Origin of the sequence: Francisella sp. Scap27, from assembly GCF_013394105.1 — a bacterium.
Taxonomy (GTDB): Bacteria; Pseudomonadota; Gammaproteobacteria; order Francisellales; family Francisellaceae; genus Francisella; species Francisella adeliensis.
The window spans coordinates 1,597,918-1,618,114 of record NZ_CP041326.1; the positions used below are offsets into that span (position 1 = coordinate 1,597,918).

Genomic DNA, 20,197 nt, shown 5'->3' on the forward strand with positions numbered 1-20,197 from the left:
AGTATGAAAAACCTAGACGCAAGTAGTATAAATTTAAACGGTCGCCACATTATCGAGGCAAGTGCTGGTACTGGTAAGACTTATAATATTACTAATATTTACATCCGTTTATTGCTTGAGAGAAGGTTGTCACCGAAAAATATTCTTGTGATGACCTTTACCAAAGATGCTACACAAGAGATTATAAGTCGGGTTGAAGAGAAGATTCGCGAAGAGCTTAAAGCTTTTGATGGCACAATATCTGCAAAAGATACAAACCTTGTAGAAGATTTAGATAAAAATATCAGAACAGAAGAGCAAGAGCTTAAGTATAAAACTCTCAAAAAAGCACTGTTAGAAATAGATGAAGCAGCTATATTTACTATTCATGGTTTTTGTAAGCGAGTATTATCTCAGCAGGCTTTTACAAGTGGTTTAGAGATGGATGTATCTATGGAAGTAGATACGGATGATATATTGTTTGAAGTTGTTGAAGATTACTTTAGAAAACATATAAATACTGATAACGAAAAGTTTAAATTGCTGCAGTCAAAAAAATGGCATATTCCTGAGAAATTTTTAGATAAAAATAATGGATTCAAAAATGTAGTTAAATCAAATTATGATATTGAAGTGCCAAGGCAGTTAAGCTTAGAAGATTTTAAAATGCAGAAGTTAGAGCAATTAAGTTTGTTGGAGAAAAACTCAAGTGTTGTTGATGAATTTTTAGCCAAAGCAAAGAAGGCAAAAGAGCCAGAAGGAGCTAGGGTTGAGGAGTATCATAGAATATTAGAATGGTTAAAAAATGATGGGCTTACTTTCCCACAAAATATCTCAATAGTTACTAATGGTAGTAAAATCAAAGGCGATGAGATAAATCCTATTTTCATAGGTATAAAAAATTTAAAAGATCTCTCAGTACAAGTTTATCAAAACAAAATATATAAAATAGTCGCAAATATATGCCAAGAAATCCGAGCTAATTTTATTGAAGCAAAAGCCAAAAGGTCGGTGTTAGATTTTGATGATTTAGTCGTGAAATTACGCGATGCAGTTTATAAATCACCCGAGTTAGTTGAGATACTTCAAAAAGAGTATCCAGTAGCTTTAATCGATGAGTTTCAAGATACAGATGTTATTCAGTATGAGGTATTAGATAAGCTGTATCCATTAGCAAAAACTATTGATAACGACACTTCGATTGACAATCAACCCCCTAATACTATCAGTCATTCCCGCGCAGGTGGGAATCTCAATAGCATGAATGAATATTCAAAAGATACTTCTTTAAACGGACATGACAAGTCAACTAATGAGCCACTACTGTTAATGATAGGAGACCCTAAGCAGGCTATTTATGGCTTTAGGGGTGGAGATATTTTTACATATTTAAAAGCAAAAAAAAGTGCTGAATATAGTTGGAGTATGGATACAAATTGGCGAAGTACAGCTGGTATAGTTAGTTCATATAACAGACTTTTTTACACTAAAGATTATACTAAAGATGATTTTGAAACTATCGAAGATAATAATGCCTTTAGTGATGGTATAAGCTATCAGCTTATCAAAAGTACAAAAAATGCTAAAGTAAATAAAGAACTTATAGAGTTTGATGATGATTTTAAGGCGATGAACTACTTTGTTTATGATGAAGAAAAAGTTTTAGCTGATAATGGTAGGAATATCCTTTCTCAATGGACTGCTAATGAGATTGTAAGACTACTAAATACAAATAAGGTTAAAGAGTCAGATATAGCCATACTTGTACAAAATAACAAGCAAGCAAATGCTACAAAAAAAGCACTACAAGAGGTTGGGTTAAGCTCAGTTTATCTTAGTCAGCGAGATAGTATTTATAAAAGTGTCGAAGCTGAAGAAGTCTTGAAAGTGCTAACAGGAATAAATGAACTAGAAAATGACAGTATGTTAAAACAAGCACACTCGACTAGTTTGTTTGGTGGTACAGCCGAAAAGTTTAGCCAGTTTCTTGATGAAGAAAATCCTGCAATTTGGGACAGAGCAAAAGATGAGGCACTTAAGCTAAGAAATACTTGGAAGAAAGAAGGTGTAATGTCGATGTTACTTGAGATATTACATAACCAGTATGCTCCAAGAGTAGAGCAAAATGCACGAGCATTGACGAATATTTTACACATAGCAGAATTGCTAAAAGTAGCTGAAAATAGATACAAACAATCATTCCAACTTATAAAGTGGTACAAAGATAAATTACATAATAAGTCCAGTAATGAAGAAAATACACTTCGTTTAGAAAGTGATTCTAACCTTATTAAGATAGTTACAATACATGGTTCAAAAGGGCTTGAGTATCCGATTGTCTTTGTGCCATTTATGTCTTTGATTAACTCTACAGCATTTAATGCTAAAGATATAAATAAATACTATAACCAAAAATCTCAAAAAACTGTTCATTATATCGGTAAAGATGATTTGGTGAAAAAACAGGTTGATAATGAAATCATAGAAGAATCACAACGGCTACTTTATGTAGCAATCACAAGAGCGTCACAACGCTGTTATATTGGTGTAGCAAATTTTGATAAATGTGATAAATCTTCATTGGCCCAATTTGTAGGTTTTAACCCTAAAGATGAGTGGCAGGCTTTATTAGAAAATATCACTCAAAATCAAGAAAATCATAGTAGAGTTATCAATTTTGATGAGGTCAAAAAGACTAAGTTACAAATTACTAATCATATTGGTAAAGATAAGCTAGAAGCAAAAGATTTTAATACTAAAATTGAAAATTCTTGGGGGATGTTATCATTTTCATCAATGGTTAGAGATAACAAACCGTATGAATACACACAAGATGATAAAAGCTCTGATGAAGTCATTGATGAGGCTGCAAATATTACAAATAAAAAAGAGTTAGAGTATAGATTTACTGCAAATAAAGGTAGTGATATTGGTAATTTGCTTCATGGGGTACTAGAAGAGTCTGAGTTTTCTGAAGGTGTAACGATAGAGAAAGTAAACGAATTTATAGGTAAAAATCTAGGTGCTGTAAATGACAAAGCAGAAGCACAAGATATAAAGCTATGGCTTGATGAATGTTTAGAAGCACCTATTTGCAGTTTGTATGGTGGGCAAAGTTTTTGCCTTAAAGATTTAGCACCATCGCAAGTACTTAAAGAACCAGAGTTTTATTTTCCGATAGATAATAATGATTTATGGAAAAATGATCTTGCGGGAGTACTATCAAACTATCGTGGTGAGCAGGCAGAACTACCAAATAAGACTAAATTACATGGCATGTTACACGGATTTATAGATTTGATATTTACACATAATGGTAGATTTTTTGTAGCTGATTATAAGTCAAACTATTTAGGCGATAAGTTAGAAGATTATACGCAAGAGAAAATGTCGACTAAAAATCAATCAAGTTTTTATGATTTACAATATCTTATATATTGTGTGGCATTGCACCGTTATCTTAGTATCAATAAAAAAGACTATGATTTTGATAAAGATTTTGGCGGAGTTTACTATTTTTATCTTAGAGGGATGAGAAATGAGTATGGTATTTATAGTAAAAAGCTCAACAAAGAAATAGTGCTAGAGTTAGATAGCCTTTTCAGAGGAGGTAAGTAATGATTTATAGCAGTTACGCTCAAGCAAAAAAGCATTTAGATAATTTGGAAGCTATTGATTATTTCTTTGCAAAGCAGGTTTTTGAATTTTTTGAAAACATAGATAAGTCGCATAATATACAGCTTTTCCACTTACTAATGTGCCTACAAAAGTACTATAGTGATGGACACACTTGCTTACCACTAAACAAAATAGCAAACAAAACTCTTTGGAATACTAAAGAAGATAGCGAAGACAACCAAGTAGCCGAGATAAAAGCAGGGTTTGCGTTTGCCGATATTGATACTTTTAAAAATATAGTAACTAGCCTAACACTAGATGAAAAATCACCGATTAGCTTTCACTATGATTGTTTGTATATAAACAGACTATGGTTGTTTGAAAACGAGATAGCTAACAACCTAGTAGCTAGAGCTTTAAATACACATTCTAAGACGCAAGAAACTCAACAATCTAATGAGCAAATTAAAGCTATACTAGATGCTTTGTTTGCTGAAACTAAAGAAGTGGATTGGCAAAAAGTAGCGGTAGCAAAAAGTATAAAGGGCAATTTCAGCATAATATCTGGAGGACCGGGAACAGGTAAAACAACTACAGTTGCTAAACTTATACTTGCACTACAACAGTTATCAAACAAACGCTTAGATATACAGATGATAGCACCGACTGGTAAAGCTTCACAACGATTAAAAGAGTCTATAGCTAATTTTAAAAATGCTAATCAAAACTTAGATATGGATGCTTTACCAACAGAGGCTAAAACGCTACATAGATTTTTAGGAATGCGACCGAACTCAAACTATATAAAGTACAACCAAGAGCGTAAATCTAACTGTGATGTGTTGATAGTAGATGAAGCTTCAATGATAGATATAAACTCATTTATTTATATTATTAGGGCTATAAAGAGTGACTGTAAACTTGTATTACTTGGTGATGTAAATCAGCTACCATCAGTTGAAACAGGAAATATATTGGCAGAGCTTGCTAAAGCTTGCGATGATAATCATTATACAAAGTATACAGTAGAGTATCTTAAGGAGATTTGTGGCTATAGTCTTGAAACATCCACTAAAGCTTATGATTTTACTACATTTTTACAAAAAAGTTATCGTACAGATAGCCAAGATATTCTAGCTATAGCTAAAGATGTGATAAGCGGAGATGTAAAAAACTATCATTCAAATGCTCATATAGATTACCAAATACTAGAAACTAAAAACTATGATAAACAAGTTGAAGATTTTATCAAAAATGTCTGTCTACCAGAGTTTAAGAAAATTCAAACAGCCGAAAGCCCACAGCAAGCATTAGATGTTTTGAAGCAATTCAGAGTATTAGTCGCTAATAGAAATATAGCTACAGGCACACAAGTTGTAAACCAAAAAATAGCTAAGTATTTAAATCAAAATGAAGCGTTTAGTTATCACTGTAAGCCGATAATGATTACTGTAAATGATTATAACTCAAGATTGTTTAATGGTGATGTTGGGGTTATCTGGAGAGATAAAGCATACTTTGAAGCAGGAGATGGACAGTTACGAGAGCTAGGGCTTTCACGCCTACCAAAGCATGAAACAGTGTATGCAATGACTATCCATAAGACACAGGGTTCAGAGTTTGACCATGTAGCGATTATATTACCAAATGAACATAACAGACTACTAACAAGAGAGCTTTTATATACAGGTATTACTAGAGCCAAGTCTAAGGTTTATATCCGAACTAGTGCTGAAGTTTGGCAACAAACAGTAGTCAAAAAGGTAAATAGACACTCAAATATCAGTAAGATTATGCAGGATATTCAGTCTAAAGCAGATAGTATAGGGGAGAGTTAAAGAATGGCACTATATACATACCCATCAAACAAACTTGAGTATTTAGTAGAAGTTTTTGCAAAATTACTTGAATTTAACCAAGAGCGAAAAGCTATATTTGACCAAAATAATGTTTTAGTTGGTAGTAGAGGAATGCAGCATTGGTTGAGTATGGAGTTGGCAAGTAAAAGCTCAATTACAATGAACTTTAATTTTGATATGGTAAATGGTTTTATTGTAAATACTTGTAGCAAAATAGCTAAAACTGAAGAAACCAAAAAAGCTTATACCAAAGAGATATTAACTTGGAGAATTTATGCAATAATCTCATCCAAAGAGTTTATCGCAGATAGTGTTAATAGTAGCTTAAATGACTATTGGATTTTAGACGGTGAGATTAATCAGCTAAAATGCTATCAGCTTAGTAATAAAATCAGTGAAATATTTAGTAAATATATAAAATTTCGTCCTGATTGGTTAGGAAAATGGCAAGTTGGCGAAAGTATTGATAAAACTCAAACTGTTGATGATGAATCATGGCAGATGAAATTATGGCAAAAGCTAGTAGCTCAAGAGTCAAATACACCAATGGAAGTACAAGCCAAGGCATTAGAAAAGCTAGGGGATTATGCGACTAATCTACCTAAGGATCTTTACATCTTTGGTATAAATGCAATATCACCACAGAACTTAAATTTTATTTTTGAATTATCAAAATATATAAATATCCATATACTTTATATCGACCCATGCAGTCAGTATTGGTACGATATTTGTAAAGATAAAGTTAGTGTTTGGCTTGGTAATGATGATTTTGAATTACAGCCATTATTAGCAAATTTAGGTCAGCAGGGTAAAGAGTTTTTTAGTCAAATACTAGAAAATGATACTAAGCACGAAGTCACAGTTTATGGTGATTTTAAATCCTCATTAGAAGTCTCAGTTGATAGTGAGGAGAGTATCTCTACAGATAGTATGCTTAGCTCTATTCAGCAAAATCTACTTGAGTTAAACACTAAGAAAATGCACGATAAAGATAGTAGTGTATCTATTCATTCTTGTCATAGCCCAATGCGAGAAGTTCAGGTTTTACATGATAGACTCTTAGATATGTTTGCTACAGACCCAGATTTAAAGCCTAAAGAAATATTAGTAATGTGTCCAAACATCGAGGATTATGCACCGTATATTAGCTCTATATTTACAAAAAATTATGATGAAAATAAAATACCTTGTTCAATAGCTGATAGAACCCTAAAAGATTCCGAGCCTTTGATTTCCAGCTTTATAGATTTGCTTCAACTCCCAGATAGTAGCTTTGAGGTTACAAAAATACTAGAGTTTTTAAGTGTACCGGCAATTCAAAGAAAGTTTGCGATAGAAAACTCAGATATAGAAACTATTGAGTATTGGCTAAGAGAGACTTGTGTCCATAGAAATCTTGGTAATACTAATAAAACTTACTCGTGGCAATGGGGCTTAAATAGGTTGCTACTAGGATTCTGTATCTCAGACAAGCATGAGATAGTCAACGATAATACACTTATGACTGTACCTAGCATTAAAGGTAAAGAAATAACTGAACTAGGTGCGGTATATGAGCTTTTAGAGTTACTAAATGATTTTGCCGAAGATTTGGAAGAGCCAAGAACTGTTGAGCAGTGGCAGGAGTTATTTGTTAAAAATATTAAACTTTTGTTTGAGGTTTCAGATGATGATTCTAAGGCAAAAAGATATATTGAAAATGCGATAGTTAAGCTAGTTGAAAGTACCAAGCAAGCAGGGATTACAGCTAATCAAAAGCTTGATTTAACTATTGTTAGGTATTATTTGAGTACTTTATTTTCTGAACCTGAAATAAACAACCACTTCTTAACAGGTAAGGTTACATTTTGCTCAATGACTCCGATGCGAAGTATTCCATTTAAAGTGGTAGCAATGTTAGGATTAAATAGTGGTCAATTTCCACGCCAAGAGAATCCGATTAACTTTGATATTATGGCACAAAAACCACGCCAAAAAGGTGATACAACGACCAAAGATAATGACAGATATTTATTTTTAGAGTCTATTATTTCAGCAAGGCAAAGCCTATACCTTAGCTATATTGGTAATAGCGTCAAAAATAATGCCGAGCAACAAGCAAGTTTAGTGCTTAAAGAATTGATTAATTATCTGCAAAAAAACTATGGTTTCGAGGAAAAAGATATTTATCACTATCCATTACACCCATTTAGTGAAAAGTGCTACAAAAAGGGTGATTATCAAAGTTATGATAAAAATTGGCTCAACTTGCTCAAAAAACAAAATATAGATTTTTATAATCAGCAAAGTATAGATGAAAGTGCCCAGCATAGAGCAACTTTAGATAAAAACCTTACTATTGCAGAGATAGTTAAGATATTTGATGACCCATTAAAAGCTTTTTGTAGTTCATCATTGCATTTATATTTTTCTCAAACAGAGGATGAACTATCAGACTCAGAACCTTTTGATGTAAATAACTTAGTTAAGCACCAGTTTAAGGGTGATACCTTATCAGCATTATTAGATAATCAAAGTTTAGAGGATATTAAGCTTAGAACTGAACTATCAGGAGTAATGCCTCAATCACCATTAACAGAGTCGACAATTATCGAAGAGACTGAAAAACTACAAAGAATGGTTGATGATAATCTCTTGGCAGAATGTACTAAAAAACCTATAGTAGCAACTGTAGGTGAGTATCATCTATCAGCGAATATTAGTGTTGATAAAGAAGATAATATCAAAGTGTATGGAGTATCTAAGGGTGCTAAGCCAAAAGATAAACTTTCTTTATATCTAAGCGTTTTGATAAAAGCTATCAATGATGGGAAAGCTGTAGAGAAAGCCGAGATGTATTTTAATTCTGAAAAACAAAGCTCGGTATCAATTTCACTTAAGCAAAAAATATCTCTAGAGCAAGCAGAAAAAGAGTTGCTGACATATCTAAAATTAGCAGAGCAGTTACTAAATACTCCTAAGCTTTCACATTTGAAATTAGCAGATGTGGTCTATAACGCAAAAGATGAGAATGACAAAGAAAAAAAATGGAAAGAGGTTGTCGAAGCTAATGAGCACAATTTTGACTCTTTAAAAGAAAATCCATATTTCGCTATGTTTTACCCAGATAATCCTAGTTGCAATGAGTTTGATGACTTAGATGGTTTGTATAGGGGATTATTTGAAGCGGTGGAGTAATTGCTTATTTATATAGATAACTAAAGAAAAAACAGCAATGCCTATGTAGACCCGTATCTTTAAAATATATGGAAGATGTAAGATGATTCCCACCTTCGTGGGAATTACGAAATATTTATATATAGAATAGTTGATGAAGTTTTTTTGTATATATTGGCTATGGTTAAATCCTTAAACTACAGAGGTTTAGTACGATATGAAATTATAAAAAAACAGTAATACCCGTGTAGATGGGTATCTTTTTATGTATGTCGAAAAAGTAATAAGGTCCTTTCGTTTATCGAAATTACAATTTATTGATAAGTAAGGTATTAATTTAACTGAAGTTATTTATTTTGCTATAATTCCCTTTAACTAGATTTTATAACAAAACATTATGATAATAGATTCACATTGCCACTTAAACTACCTAAAGTTAGAAGATATAAGCCTAGATCAAGTTATTGCAAATGCAAAAAATGCAGGTATAGATAAAATTGCTTCAATAGCTGTAGCTTGGCATGAGATAGATGAGATACAAAAAATAGCTGAGAAATTTGCAGATGTGTATTTTTCGGTAGGCGTACATCCTAGTGAGCTTGATAGCCACCAACCATCAGTTGAAGAGCTTATTACTCGTTCAAATCACCCTAAGTGTGTAGCAATAGGAGAGACTGGTTTAGACTATCATTATAACGGTGAAGAAACTAGAAAAGCTCAGATCAATAAGTTTGTAAATCACATGCACGCAGCAAATGAAGTCAACAAACCCGTGATAATTCATACACGAGCAGCTAAGCAAGATACTTTAGATATTTTGAAATCTGAAAATGTAGAAAAATGTGGTGGAATATTACATTGCTTTACTGAAGATTATGATATGGCAAAACAAGCTATAGATATGGGTATGTATATATCTTTCTCAGGTATTTTAACTTTTAAAAATGCCCAAGATATACAAGAAACTGCCAAGAAACTGCCTTTAGATAGAATCCTTATAGAAACTGATGCACCGTATCTTACTCCTGTACCTCTTAGAGGACGACCTAACTACCCTGAGTATGTTAAGTATGTAGCACAATTTTTGGCAGATTTAAGAGGTATTAGCGTTGATGAGGTGGCAAAACAAACATATAGTAACACCTGTGAAATATTTGGTTTCTAAAATTAGAGTTTTATTTCTAATACCAATAGCACTTGTTATAGGAGGTTGTAATACTATGGCTAGTAATACAATACAAAATAAATCACAAGAAAATATTTTTGATATAAGTCCTGAAAACTCAGATGAAGAAGTTTTCAAAGAACTATATGTTAGTAAAAATGTCACTATAGAAAAAATACTATCTTATGGGCAAACAACTCCTTCAAATGAGCCGTACATACAAGATCATGATGAATGGGTTTTGATTGTTGAAGGTAGTGCTAAACTGAAGTTAGATGACAAAGAATATTCTTTAACTAAAGGAGAAAGTTTGTTTGTACCTAAGAATGTGAAACATTGGGTAACATATACTGAAAATCCAACTATTTGGCTAGCTGTACATATTAAAGATTAGAACGTGCTAGAAAAATTAATCTCCTTTGACTGGAGAAACATATTCTGAGCAATCAACATAAGCATTAGAATCTGGCAAAACTCTAGTGTGTATTCTAGGGTAGTTCCATATATCTGTTATCAATCCTGATAATCCTGCAGTTTTAGCATAAGGGCCTTTCTGCCAGTATGTAGTATTGTTTTTAACACTGGCAGGAACCTCATATAGATATGATTTAAACTTTTCAAGAGCATCATATCTAGTAGCACTTCTGTTTGCTTTATTGTTGGCCGCTAAAAACATAAGTAATCTAATATTATCTTGATTCCATTGTGTGATATCTCTAGCGTTATCAAGGCTTTTAACATACTTGACAATACTCTCCATGCCCCGACCATACTCTAAATCATGGAAGTTTGAAGCGAAATATGTAACAAAAATAGTATCTATCTGCTGGTTATACATCCACTCTACTATATTTTCAATATCCTCTTGACTGAGTGCGGCAGCCTGATTTGACACCTTATAAGTTGCTCCTTTATACTCAAGTGTAGTACCTTTTTTGTCAGATGGAGCATCAGCTGATTTTGATATAAATGCGATATTGTTAGAAAGTGTAGTGCCTTCACGGCGCATAAGGGCTTTTCTTGCACTATCAAATTCATTTTTAGCTACTTCTTTGAATTTATCTTGGCTAGCATCATAAGTGGTTGAATAGACATTTGATGGAGTTACATCTTTTGCAAACTCATCAGGTGCTATAGTTACTGATAAGTATAATGGATGGTCCTTTCTCTCAGAATCTTTTTTGTCGCACATTGCGCCATATAAAGTATTATCGTGGTCTTTACTATTCCCTATATATGAGCCACTAATTCTTAAAAAATCTATTGGGAGTTTGAGGTCAGTTTCGGTAAATTTATCTGTTATTGGTAAATCACGAGGATCCTCTATTAAAGAGCCGTATCCAAGATAAGCAATTTTTGAGTCAGCATAAGATAAACCAATTGTAGTAATTACTAAGCAGATGCTAGTTTTTAATGTTTTTATCATTTTGATAAGCAGATTTTCAATAATTGTATTAAAACTATAACATAATATAGATTAATTTTAAAATTAACTTATTATTTTGGATGATGTGGAGACTAATCAAAATACAAAAAGCATATTAAAAAGCTGTAGTAAATTTAGGCTATAAAGTATACTTTGCTATACACTAAATCTATTTTTTGTAGATTATGAAAACTATCGTATTTGTATATAAAGATACCTTAAAATCCTACAAACAAGAGTTTCTAACTAAAATTCAAGCTGATCTAGCTAAACATGATTATAGTATTTTTTTGGTTGATGGTATGGATGAAGTGGTCGAGCTTTTAGAAGAAAATTCGAGGATTTGTAGCATAGTCCTAGATAGGACTACTTTTAATATTGATGCTTTTCATGATATAGCTCATTTAAATGCGAGATTACCTTTATTTGTTATTTCAGACTATAACCAAAGCATCAAACTAAACCTTAAAGACTTTAATCTAAATATAAACTTTCTACAGTACGATGTACTTGTTCAAGAAGCTTCAAACTTTATTTCTAAAACTATTGAAACATATTTTAATGAGATTCTACCTCCATTGACATATGAGCTATTTAAATACTCAGAATCATTTAATTCATCGTTTTGTACTCCAGGACATCAGGGTGGTTATGGTTTTCAAAAATCTGCTGTAGGCTCATTGTTTTATGATTTTTATGGTGAAAATATATTTAAGACTGACTTATCAATATCTATGAAAGAGCTAGGTAGTTTGCTTGATCATTCAGAGGCACATAAGGATGCAGAAGAATATATCTCTAAAGTTTTTAAGTCTGATAGATCATTGATAGTTACTAATGGTACATCAACAGCAAATAAGATAGTTGGAATGTATAGTGTTGCAGATGGTGATACTGTATTAGTTGATAGAAACTGTCATAAATCACTAACACATTTAATGATGATGGTTGATGTAAACCCTATATATCTTAAACCAACTCGTAATGCCTATGGAATAATAGGTGGAATACCCCAAAAAGAATTTCAGAAAAATGCAATTCAACAAAAAATAGATGAAAGTAATATAGCAGATCAATGGCCTGCTTATGCAGTAGTTACAAACTCTACTTATGATGGTATTTTATATAATACGGATACTATTCATCGTGAACTTGATGTTAAAAAATTACATTTTGATAGTGCTTGGATTCCTTATGCGATATTTCATCCAATATATAAGCACAAATCGGCAATGCAAATAAAGCCTAGACCAGAGCATACTATCTTTGAAACGCAATCAACGCATAAGCTTTTAGCAGCATTTAGCCAATCATCTATGTTACACATTAAAGGTGATTATAGTGAAGAAGTTTTGAGTGAGGCATATATGATGCATACCTCAACATCACCTTTTTATCCGCTAGTTGCAAGTACAGAAACAGCTGCGGCAATGATGGAAGGTGAGCAAGGTTATAATCTTATTGATAGAACGATTGATTTAGCGATAGATTTTAGAAAAGAGCTTGTTAAATTAAGATCAGAAGCAAAAGGGTGGTTTTTTGATCTTTGGCAACCAGATAACATCTCCAATAAAGAAACTTGGCTTTTAAGAAATGCAGATGATTGGCATGGTTTTGATGATGTCGATGGTGACTTTTTATCTTTAGATCCTGTTAAGATTACAATATTGACCCCAGGAATAGAAAATAATAAAGTTACAGACTGGGGAATCCCTGCTGATGTTGTAGCTAAGTTTTTAGATGAGCATGATATTGTAGTTGAAAAAGCCGGACCTTACTCATTATTGTTTATATTTAGTATGGGTACAACAAAAGCAAAGTCTGTAAGACTAATATCTGTACTGAATAAATTTAAACAGATGTATGATGAAAATGCTTTAATTGAGAAAATGCTGCCATCATTATATGCTGAAGATCCTAAGTTTTATGATGAAAAAAGAGTTCAAGAAATATCTAGCCAGCTGCATGGTTATATTAAAGAAGCTAAGATGCCATCACTAATGCATCATGCTTTTAATGTACTTCCAGAGCAGGAGATAAATCCTCATAGAGCTTTTCAAAAATTACTAAAAGGTAAGGTTAAAAAAGTTCCATTAACAGAGCTTTTAAATCATGTTTCAGCTGTGATGATATTACCATATCCACCAGGTATCCCTGTTATATTTCCAGGTGAAAAAATCACAGAAGAGTCTAAAACAATTTTAGACTTCTTGCTGATGCTCGAGAAAATTGGCTCGATGCTACCAGGTTTCGATACGGATATTCATGGGCCAGAAAGAGCTAAAGACGGAAAGCTTTATATAAAGGTTATAGATGATAGTAAGTAGTTATAATGATGAAATCCAGTAGCCAGTAGGGTCTGAAGCACACATATGAGGTCCGCATTCTGCAAAGACACTAATTGTATTTGCTAGAGTCAGCATTATTATAAATCCTATAGCTATTTTGCATATTAAAGAAACACTAGAGTTTACTTCTTTTCTAGGAGAGTTAGAGCTAGCTAGTCCTGCAAATACTGCATAAACTATAAATCCAACACTTATAATGAAGTTCCATGTATACATATGTAAAGAAAGGAAAGCATCACCATAGCTGCCAGTACCTGGAACTATATGTAAAAGGATTTGAGTCATAGCCATTGCAGCATTTAGCATAGCAACTAAAATCACCAAAAAATAATGTTTAGTATAATTACCATGAACAATATTAAGAATAAGTCCAAAACTCATAAGGCATAGAGCAATTCTTTGAAATACGCATAAGGCACATGGTAGCTCATGTAAAAATAATTGATAATAAAAAGCTACGCTTAGTACTACCGCTATGGCAATAATATCAAGAGCATCAAGAATGTTAAAAAATTTTCTAGTTGTAGTCATCGTAGTCACCTATAATTGGATATTTATGTATCTGATTGTATGAGGTATAAACACTGCTAATAGCAATATCATTGAAATGCTAAAAAATATTATGGAAGCTTTATACTTGTTAGTACCAGCTAAGATTAAGCTTGCTAGAGTACTTAAGAAGATTAAGAAAATCATTTTTTCACCTTTTGTTTGTCATTGCTTTTATGTTGAGTATTATCAGCTGATAATAGCTATATGTAAAACTGAAAAAAATGATATATCTTATAATATTTTCTTATGTTGAATGATTTATTGAAAGTGCTAACAGGTTATGAAGATTGTAGCATTAAAAAAGTAGTGTATAAAAAAGACCCTAGAAAGATTTCAAGTTAAGGAGATAATGAAAAAACTAAGGAGTTTTATCTAAATAGAGTCTAATTTATTTGGAAAATATTCTGGAAAGTGTTGGCTCCCTGAGACGGACTTGAACCGCCGACCAATTGATTAACAGTCAACTGCTCTACCAACTGAGCTATCAGGGAGTAACAGGGACTATTCTATAATTGACTACTTGTTTTGTCAATAAGTTTTTAAGTTTTTTTGTTAACTTTTGTCGGCTTTTGTATATTTGGGAACTATCACTAAATAAATATAAATGATTAAACTATTTATTTTCAGTCGCTTAAGGGTTTATGTTAATATTATTATTTAAGATTGATAGTAAAAATTAAAAGTTTTAACGATGGCAAATCAAGTAGTAGAAAGGCAGCAAGAGGTTGTAGAAGAGTTATCTTTTTTTGATGATTGGGAAGATAAATATGATTACGTTATTTCACTGGCAAAGCAATTGCCAAAATTTCCTGAAGATAAGAAAATAGATACTAACTTAGTAAGAGGTTGCCAGTCGCAAGTGTGGTTCGACAGCTCATTAGACCAAGACAAAATCCATTTTATCGCTACTAGCGATGCTTTGATAGTTTCTGGCCTTATTGGTTTATTGATACGAGTTTATGATGATGCTTCTGTAACAGATATTCTTGAATCAAATACTGATTTTATTAAAGAGATTGGGTTTGGTAGTAATCTAAGTGCAACTAGAGCGACAGGCTTAAAATCAATGATAGACTATATTTATAGTACAGCAAAAAAATATCAGTAATGAATGTATTAGTATGCAGACCATTAGAGGATAGTATCGATTTATCAAGATCATTAAATAAACTTGGTATTACTAGCCTTGTTTTACCAACTATCTCGATTGAAAATATAAGTATTAATATTTGCATTGATGGTTTTACTGATTTTATTTTTACGAGTAAGCACGCAGTTAGAAGTTTTTTTAGTCAATACTCACCAAATCTTTTTATTAATATTAATATTTATGCCGTAGGTGCTAGCTCAGCTTCACTTATAGAAGAGTTAGGTTTGAAATGTCAGTATCCTAAAAAAGCTAGCTCCTATGATCTATTTGAGCTTATAGATACAAAGTCTATTTCAGATGAAAAATTTGCAGTGATTGGTGGGGTTGGAGGTAATACATATCTTATTGATAAGCTTTCAAAAATTGCAGGTTGTCAAAAACTCGAAGTCTATAAGAGAAAAGATATTGCCTCTGATGAATTGTTGAAAAATTATCTAAAACATTACCAAGATGAATCCCCAGATATTATAGTAGCTACTAGTATTGATGTTTTTAACTCATTAAATAGAATTTTTAGCAAAATAAGAGCACCGTACGATACTAAAATTACAGTTACAAGCTTAAAAATGCTAGAATTATTGGAAAGCAAAGGTTTTAATAATACTGTTATGTTGAATAAACTAAACAATGACCATATTTGTAAAGTGATAGAAGAAATTGCTAAAGGAAAATAATAAAATGTCTCAACAAAAAGATCTAGACAAAAAAGAAATCAAAAAGACTCCAAATGATAAGAAAAGTTTGTCAACGAAATTAATTCCATTAAGTTTGGTTATATCAATCGTAGCAATTGCGACCTCAGGGTATTTAGCTTTGCAAATAAATGACGATGCAAAAAGGCTATCAGATGCCAATCAAACTTATAATACGCTAGAAAGTAATATAACTAGTTTAAAAGATAAGCTTCGTGAGCAGCAATCTCTGGTTAGTGATATAGCCAAGCAAAATGATGCACAAAATGCGGGTATTAAAACAGTACAAACAAGAGTCGATATGTTAGGTGCTCAAAGAGCGACGCCTACTAAAGAGCTTTATCTTCAAATTAGTATCGCAAATATCCAAGCAGCGATAGATTATTTTATTTTAGCAAAAGATGTAGCCTTGTTTAGTGGAGATACTACTAAGGCTGATGAGCTTGTTGATATAGCTTTTGATAAAGTTGAGGCTAGTAGGACTGCCAATATTGGAGCATCTAGTCGTAGTGAAATAAAAAAAGCAATTGATAATCTTGTTTCTCAATCTGATATTGTTAAAAACTTCTCAAGCATTATTGAGAGAATAGGACATTTGAAATATACAACACCAGAAAATTTTGATAGATCAAAAGAACCTCAAAAAAATAAATATATGAAGTATTTAAGTTCGATAGTTGAGATTCAAGATATATCAAAAGATCAACAGCTTGTGGCTACAAAGCTTTCACAGCAACTTATCTCAGATAATCTCTATAAATCATTGATGGATTTACAGACAGCAATGTATACGAATAATGATGCTGCAGTTACAACATCAAAAACTAATTTACAGAAAATACTGAAACAATACTTCATTCAAAATAAGAATGCTAAAGATCTTGAGTCTCAAATTGATAAAATTCAACCACTAAATACAAAAGTGCTGGAAAGTAATCTAGATAAAGTGATTAAGAGTCTTACAGAGCAGCAAGATCGATTGATGGTAAGTAGTGTAAATCAGTTTAAAGATGTAGCTAAAAAAGGAAGTGAAGATGGTAAAAATTCTTAAGCTTGTAGTTATAGTTGCAATAGCAACACTTATGGGTATATGGGCTAGTCAATATCATGGCTATATCATGGTTGTTGTAGCAGATAAAGCAATCCGTATGAATCTTGTTGCTTTTGTGTTTATAGTAGCTATATTATGTTTTTTAAGTGTATTTGGTTATAGAATACTGAAATTAGTAATTAGTTTCCCATACTTATTGTTCAGCTGGTTATTAGAGCTTGTTAATGTAAGTAAGCAAGAAAAGTTTGTTGATCTTGTTGCTGATATAGCACTAGACCAAAATAAAATTTTAAAAAGGATAAGTATAAGCAAAATAATAAAACTTACACCAGCATATGTTTTAGATTTTATTTTATTTAGAAAGATGATGCTAGTTATTAAGCAGAAAGATCTAAGACAGCTTGAAAATTCTTTAAGGCAGATAAGCAAGACTTCTGATATATATAAGTATTTTCGTGTTTATAAATTGTATTTGGTTGAAAAAACTTCTGATGCGTTAGCTGAGGTTAGACTATTGTTAATGGATAAAAACATTAAGTTGAAACCTAATATTGTAAACTTGGCTGGAAAAATTGCATTAGCTGAAGATGACGGAGAGTTTGCTTTTGAGCTACTTGAAAAATATGATCAACACTTAAAGCTTGAAAATGAGAAAAAATTAATCGTGCTGGCTCTTAAGCACACTAAGACAGCTGCCCAAGCTATGGTAATTTACGATAAGACAGATGAACGCCCATTGTTTACAAGAGTTTATATCGAGATGCTTATTAAATTTGGAGAGACAGCATTAGCTCAAAAGACTCTTAAGAAAAACATTGCAGAGTATAATTTTGAATCGAAAATGTTGAGTATATATATAAATGCATTCAATGGAGAGGTTCCAAGACTTTTCTCAAAAGTTTGTAGTACTGAAAATAATGATCTAGATGCTGTTTTGACATTATTAGATCTAGCAATGATGAAATCAGAAAATAGAACATTCAAAGCAATATATGATTATGTGGAGCTGAATTTGATAGGATCATTTTCTGCAATACAGTTAGAAAAATATAAGCTTATACTGTGTAAGTTTTTTATCAAAAACGGTAGTGTTCCGGGTATTGATTTATCTGAGACTAGATTAGTTTACGAAAATACATAGGGTGGGTTATGCAAGTAAAAAGATGGTTTTCGAACAATAGTTTACGTAATTATCAATATGCCTTATATGATGACAAGCATGCAATAATTGTTGATCCTTTAAAAGCTAGTTTATTTAGTGATTTTATCAAAGAAAATAATCTTTCATTAGAAGCTATTTTAATTACTCATAAGCATGGTGATCATATTGCAGGCGTAAAAAAGCTTAAGCAAGAATTTCCTGATGTAAATATTTATGCTTATGAAGATAATGAGCTTTTTGCGCCTGATTTTTATGTCAAAGATGGTGATCAAATAGATTTAGACTTTGTTAGTTTTAAGGTTATGTATACCCCTGGTCATATAGCAGATCATGTAAGCTTTTTGTTTGAGAGTGAAAAAGCATTATTTTGTGGTGATACTTTGTTTAACGCAGGTGTTGGAGGTGTTCATGCTTCAACTGCTAATACTAGAGATCTTTATAAGTCATTAGTCAAAATAGTAAATCTTGATGGAAATGTAGTACCCTATGCAGCACACGATTATTGGCAGAGCAATTTGGATTTTGCACTTAGTATATTGCCAGATGATGAGGGCTTTAAATATTATCGTGAAAATGTAGCAGAGCTTCCAGCAGAAGATAAGCCGAAAGTTACGCTAGCAGAAGAATCAAAGTTTAATATATTTATTCGTTCAATTGATGATGAAAAGCTTTTAGAGGTACTTTCAGATTTTACTCTAGGCGAAGAAATGTTTGTAAAGCTTAGAGAATTAAAAAATAATTTTTAAGATATTAAGTTTCATTAGAGTATAGCTTTCTTGCCTTTTTAAACTGAAAAATAACTATTAAAATCAATAATATTGAAAAACATAGGTTAATTATTGACAAACTATCTAAGTTAGAACCAGTAATAATTAAGTATGGGAAGTATGATAGTATGAGCCATAACGCTTTTAGAGAAATAAAGATTATTCCGTAAAAATATCTAAATGCTAATATTACATAACCAAATATTTCAAATGATTCAAATATGAATTTGTAGTATAAAAAATAAATGTATGTAGATGAAGAAAACAGCTCACTATTGATTATGAAACCTGGAATTAACATTGTGTATATTAATAGAACGCTAATGACTATGATTAAAAGTGCTTTTAAGTAGAGGGACTTTTGCTAATAATATTATAGCTAAAGTTTATGTATCCTATTGAGGCTAATAAAATAACCAAGAGGTATTTTTGAGTTTTGTGACATTAAGAATAAAAGCTATTTGAAAAATATTTATCAATAATATAAATAAAGTAAAAGATAACATTTAAGGGGTTTGCTGAGGGTATAATGGTGCATTTTACCATGCTATCGATAAGAAAAAAGTATGGCAAGTTAAGTTTGTGACTCAGACTTAGCTTTATCATCTGTTGTTTTATCTTTTTTAGAGGGTTTCTTAGGCTCTATCTTTGTACGACTAATTTCTCTAGTGAAACCACCATTTAAGCCTATTCTTTGTAGTTTGATGATATCAGGAGCAATTGCCCTCTTACTATCATAAGGCCCGATGTACATTCTAATCCAACTTCCAACAGTTTTATACTGTGGTTCAAGGCCTGCTTCTTTCATTTTTTTAGCATAATAAGTAGTTTCATTCATATTTCTAAATGAGGCTACCTGGTAAATATAAGTGTATTTATATTCAGTTCTTTGAGCTTGTGGTGAAGCATCAACTTCAACTTGCTCATTTTTAAGATGATCATAAAATGTAAAAATCATCTTGTTTTTTTTCTTTTGCTCTTCGAAATCAGGTTTCTGCTCAGCTTTGGATGTTTCTTTCTTGAGTACTTCTTTTGGAGTATTCTCTTCTATGGTAGCTTTTTCTTCCGCTTTGAGTTTCTTGAGATGTTTGTTTACAAGTTTAGAGCCGACAGCTATGGCTAAGAGGCAAACTATAGCGACTATTACTACCTTTTTTTTCTTAGATTCTGGCGAAGTTTTCTTTAACTCCTGCTTTATTTCAGGTTCTTTTTTGGGCGTGTCAAATCTTGAGAGGTCTTTCATAATTATCTATTGTAAAAAAGCATTAA

The 20,197-nt window shown here is 32.0% G+C and carries 15 protein-coding genes and 1 tRNA gene; 12 read left to right on the plus strand and 4 right to left on the minus strand.

Annotated elements, in window-relative coordinates; all coding sequences use genetic code 11:
• Positions 1 to 3 precede the first annotated feature (3 nt).
• From FLM55_RS07650 to FLM55_RS07670, 5 genes are all read left to right on the plus strand, one after another.
• Positions 4 to 3,597, plus strand: a complete 3,594-nt coding sequence (locus FLM55_RS07650) for a UvrD-helicase domain-containing protein (protein WP_178948729.1) — start codon at positions 4 to 6, stop codon at positions 3,595 to 3,597.
• The gene (gene recD / locus FLM55_RS07655; RefSeq protein WP_178948730.1) at positions 3,597 to 5,435 is read left to right on the plus strand and encodes an exodeoxyribonuclease V subunit alpha; all 1,839 of its coding nucleotides are present in this window, start codon (positions 3,597 to 3,599) and stop codon (positions 5,433 to 5,435) included. Before FLM55_RS07650 ends, recD begins: the two co-directional genes overlap by 1 nt.
• Before the next feature lie 3 nt (positions 5,436 to 5,438).
• Entirely contained in the window at positions 5,439 to 8,636 is a 3,198-nt protein-coding gene (gene recC / locus FLM55_RS07660) for an exodeoxyribonuclease V subunit gamma (RefSeq protein WP_178948731.1), read from the plus strand.
• A gap of 376 nt (positions 8,637 to 9,012) precedes the next feature.
• Positions 9,013 to 9,780: a TatD family hydrolase gene (locus FLM55_RS07665; protein ID WP_178948732.1), complete on the plus strand. Its 768-nt coding sequence runs from the start codon at positions 9,013 to 9,015 to the stop codon at positions 9,778 to 9,780.
• 55 nt (positions 9,781 to 9,835) lie between these two features.
• Positions 9,836 to 10,174, plus strand: coding sequence for a cupin domain-containing protein (locus FLM55_RS07670; RefSeq protein ID WP_256868867.1), 339 nt, complete (start codon positions 9,836 to 9,838; stop codon positions 10,172 to 10,174).
• Positions 10,175 to 10,189: 15 nt separating this feature from the next.
• Here FLM55_RS07670 and FLM55_RS07675 read toward each other — a convergent pair whose 3' ends face one another.
• Positions 10,190 to 11,206, minus strand: a complete 1,017-nt coding sequence (locus FLM55_RS07675; protein ID WP_178948733.1) for a hypothetical protein — start codon at positions 11,204 to 11,206, stop codon at positions 10,190 to 10,192.
• A 185-nt stretch (positions 11,207 to 11,391) separates the two neighbouring features.
• Here FLM55_RS07675 and ldcC point away from each other — a divergent pair, with 185 nt between their 5' ends.
• Positions 11,392 to 13,533 carry a lysine decarboxylase LdcC gene (ldcC, locus tag FLM55_RS07680; RefSeq protein ID WP_178948734.1) on the plus strand — a complete coding sequence of 714 codons (2,142 nt, stop codon included), beginning with the start codon at positions 11,392 to 11,394 and terminating at the stop codon, positions 13,531 to 13,533.
• On the opposite strand, the gene FLM55_RS07685 is transcribed toward ldcC, so the two are convergent.
• The gene (locus FLM55_RS07685; protein WP_178948735.1) at positions 13,534 to 14,085 is read right to left on the minus strand and encodes a disulfide bond formation protein B; all 552 of its coding nucleotides are present in this window, start codon (positions 14,083 to 14,085) and stop codon (positions 13,534 to 13,536) included.
• A 76-nt stretch (positions 14,086 to 14,161) separates the two neighbouring features.
• On the opposite strand from FLM55_RS07685, the gene FLM55_RS07690 reads away from it, so the two are divergent.
• A complete protein-coding gene (locus tag FLM55_RS07690; protein ID WP_178948736.1) occupies positions 14,162 to 14,359 on the plus strand; it encodes a hypothetical protein in 198 nt (65 codons plus the stop codon).
• A gap of 162 nt (positions 14,360 to 14,521) precedes the next feature.
• Here the strand turns inward: FLM55_RS07690 and FLM55_RS07695 are convergent.
• Positions 14,522 to 14,597, minus strand: a tRNA-Asn gene (locus FLM55_RS07695).
• 200 nt (positions 14,598 to 14,797) lie between these two features.
• Between FLM55_RS07695 and FLM55_RS07700 the strand changes: the two genes are divergently transcribed.
• Genes FLM55_RS07700 through FLM55_RS07720 form a run of 5 tightly spaced genes read left to right on the plus strand, consistent with a single transcriptional unit; the run spans position 14,798 to position 18,907 of the window.
• Positions 14,798 to 15,214, plus strand: a complete 417-nt coding sequence (locus FLM55_RS07700; protein WP_178948737.1) for a SufE family protein — start codon at positions 14,798 to 14,800, stop codon at positions 15,212 to 15,214.
• Positions 15,214 to 15,930, plus strand: a complete 717-nt coding sequence (locus FLM55_RS07705; protein ID WP_178948738.1) for a uroporphyrinogen-III synthase — start codon at positions 15,214 to 15,216, stop codon at positions 15,928 to 15,930. The genes FLM55_RS07700 and FLM55_RS07705 overlap by 1 nt, the downstream gene beginning before the upstream one ends.
• A 4-nt stretch (positions 15,931 to 15,934) precedes the next feature.
• Positions 15,935 to 16,999 (plus strand): hypothetical protein, encoded by a 1,065-nt coding sequence (locus tag FLM55_RS07710; RefSeq protein ID WP_178948739.1) that lies wholly within the window; start codon positions 15,935 to 15,937, stop codon positions 16,997 to 16,999.
• Positions 16,983 to 18,140 carry a heme biosynthesis protein HemY gene (locus FLM55_RS07715; protein ID WP_178948740.1) on the plus strand — a complete coding sequence of 386 codons (1,158 nt, stop codon included), beginning with the start codon at positions 16,983 to 16,985 and terminating at the stop codon, positions 18,138 to 18,140. Before FLM55_RS07710 ends, FLM55_RS07715 begins: the two co-directional genes overlap by 17 nt.
• Positions 18,141 to 18,148: 8 nt before the next feature.
• A complete protein-coding gene (locus FLM55_RS07720) occupies positions 18,149 to 18,907 on the plus strand; it encodes an MBL fold metallo-hydrolase (protein WP_178948741.1) in 759 nt (252 codons plus the stop codon).
• Between the two features lie 595 nt (positions 18,908 to 19,502).
• Here the strand turns inward: FLM55_RS07720 and FLM55_RS07725 are convergent.
• A complete protein-coding gene (locus tag FLM55_RS07725) occupies positions 19,503 to 20,171 on the minus strand; it encodes an SPOR domain-containing protein (protein WP_178948742.1) in 669 nt (222 codons plus the stop codon).
• Between the last annotated feature and the right edge of the window lie 26 nt (positions 20,172 to 20,197).

Excerpts from the sequence above, each read along its gene's own strand:
- FLM55_RS07650 (WP_178948729.1), top strand. The coding sequence starts at position 4 with ATGAAAAACCTAGACGCAAGTAGTATAAATTTAAACGGTCGCCACATT.
- recD (WP_178948730.1), top strand. The coding sequence starts at position 3,597 with ATGATTTATAGCAGTTACGCTCAAGCAAAAAAGCATTTAGATAATTTG.
- recC (WP_178948731.1), top strand. The coding sequence starts at position 5,439 with ATGGCACTATATACATACCCATCAAACAAACTTGAGTATTTAGTAGAA.
- FLM55_RS07665 (WP_178948732.1), top strand. The coding sequence starts at position 9,013 with ATGATAATAGATTCACATTGCCACTTAAACTACCTAAAGTTAGAAGAT.
- FLM55_RS07670 (WP_256868867.1), top strand. The coding sequence starts at position 9,836 with ATGGCTAGTAATACAATACAAAATAAATCACAAGAAAATATTTTTGAT.
- FLM55_RS07675 (WP_178948733.1), bottom strand. The coding sequence starts at position 11,206 with ATGATAAAAACATTAAAAACTAGCATCTGCTTAGTAATTACTACAATT.
- ldcC (WP_178948734.1), top strand. The coding sequence starts at position 11,392 with ATGAAAACTATCGTATTTGTATATAAAGATACCTTAAAATCCTACAAA.
- FLM55_RS07685 (WP_178948735.1), bottom strand. The coding sequence starts at position 14,085 with ATGACTACAACTAGAAAATTTTTTAACATTCTTGATGCTCTTGATATT.
- FLM55_RS07690 (WP_178948736.1), top strand. The coding sequence starts at position 14,162 with ATGCTAAAAAATATTATGGAAGCTTTATACTTGTTAGTACCAGCTAAG.
- FLM55_RS07700 (WP_178948737.1), top strand. The coding sequence starts at position 14,798 with ATGGCAAATCAAGTAGTAGAAAGGCAGCAAGAGGTTGTAGAAGAGTTA.
- FLM55_RS07705 (WP_178948738.1), top strand. The coding sequence starts at position 15,214 with ATGAATGTATTAGTATGCAGACCATTAGAGGATAGTATCGATTTATCA.
- FLM55_RS07710 (WP_178948739.1), top strand. The coding sequence starts at position 15,935 with ATGTCTCAACAAAAAGATCTAGACAAAAAAGAAATCAAAAAGACTCCA.
- FLM55_RS07715 (WP_178948740.1), top strand. The coding sequence starts at position 16,983 with ATGGTAAAAATTCTTAAGCTTGTAGTTATAGTTGCAATAGCAACACTT.
- FLM55_RS07720 (WP_178948741.1), top strand. The coding sequence starts at position 18,149 with ATGCAAGTAAAAAGATGGTTTTCGAACAATAGTTTACGTAATTATCAA.
- FLM55_RS07725 (WP_178948742.1), bottom strand. The coding sequence starts at position 20,171 with ATGAAAGACCTCTCAAGATTTGACACGCCCAAAAAAGAACCTGAAATA.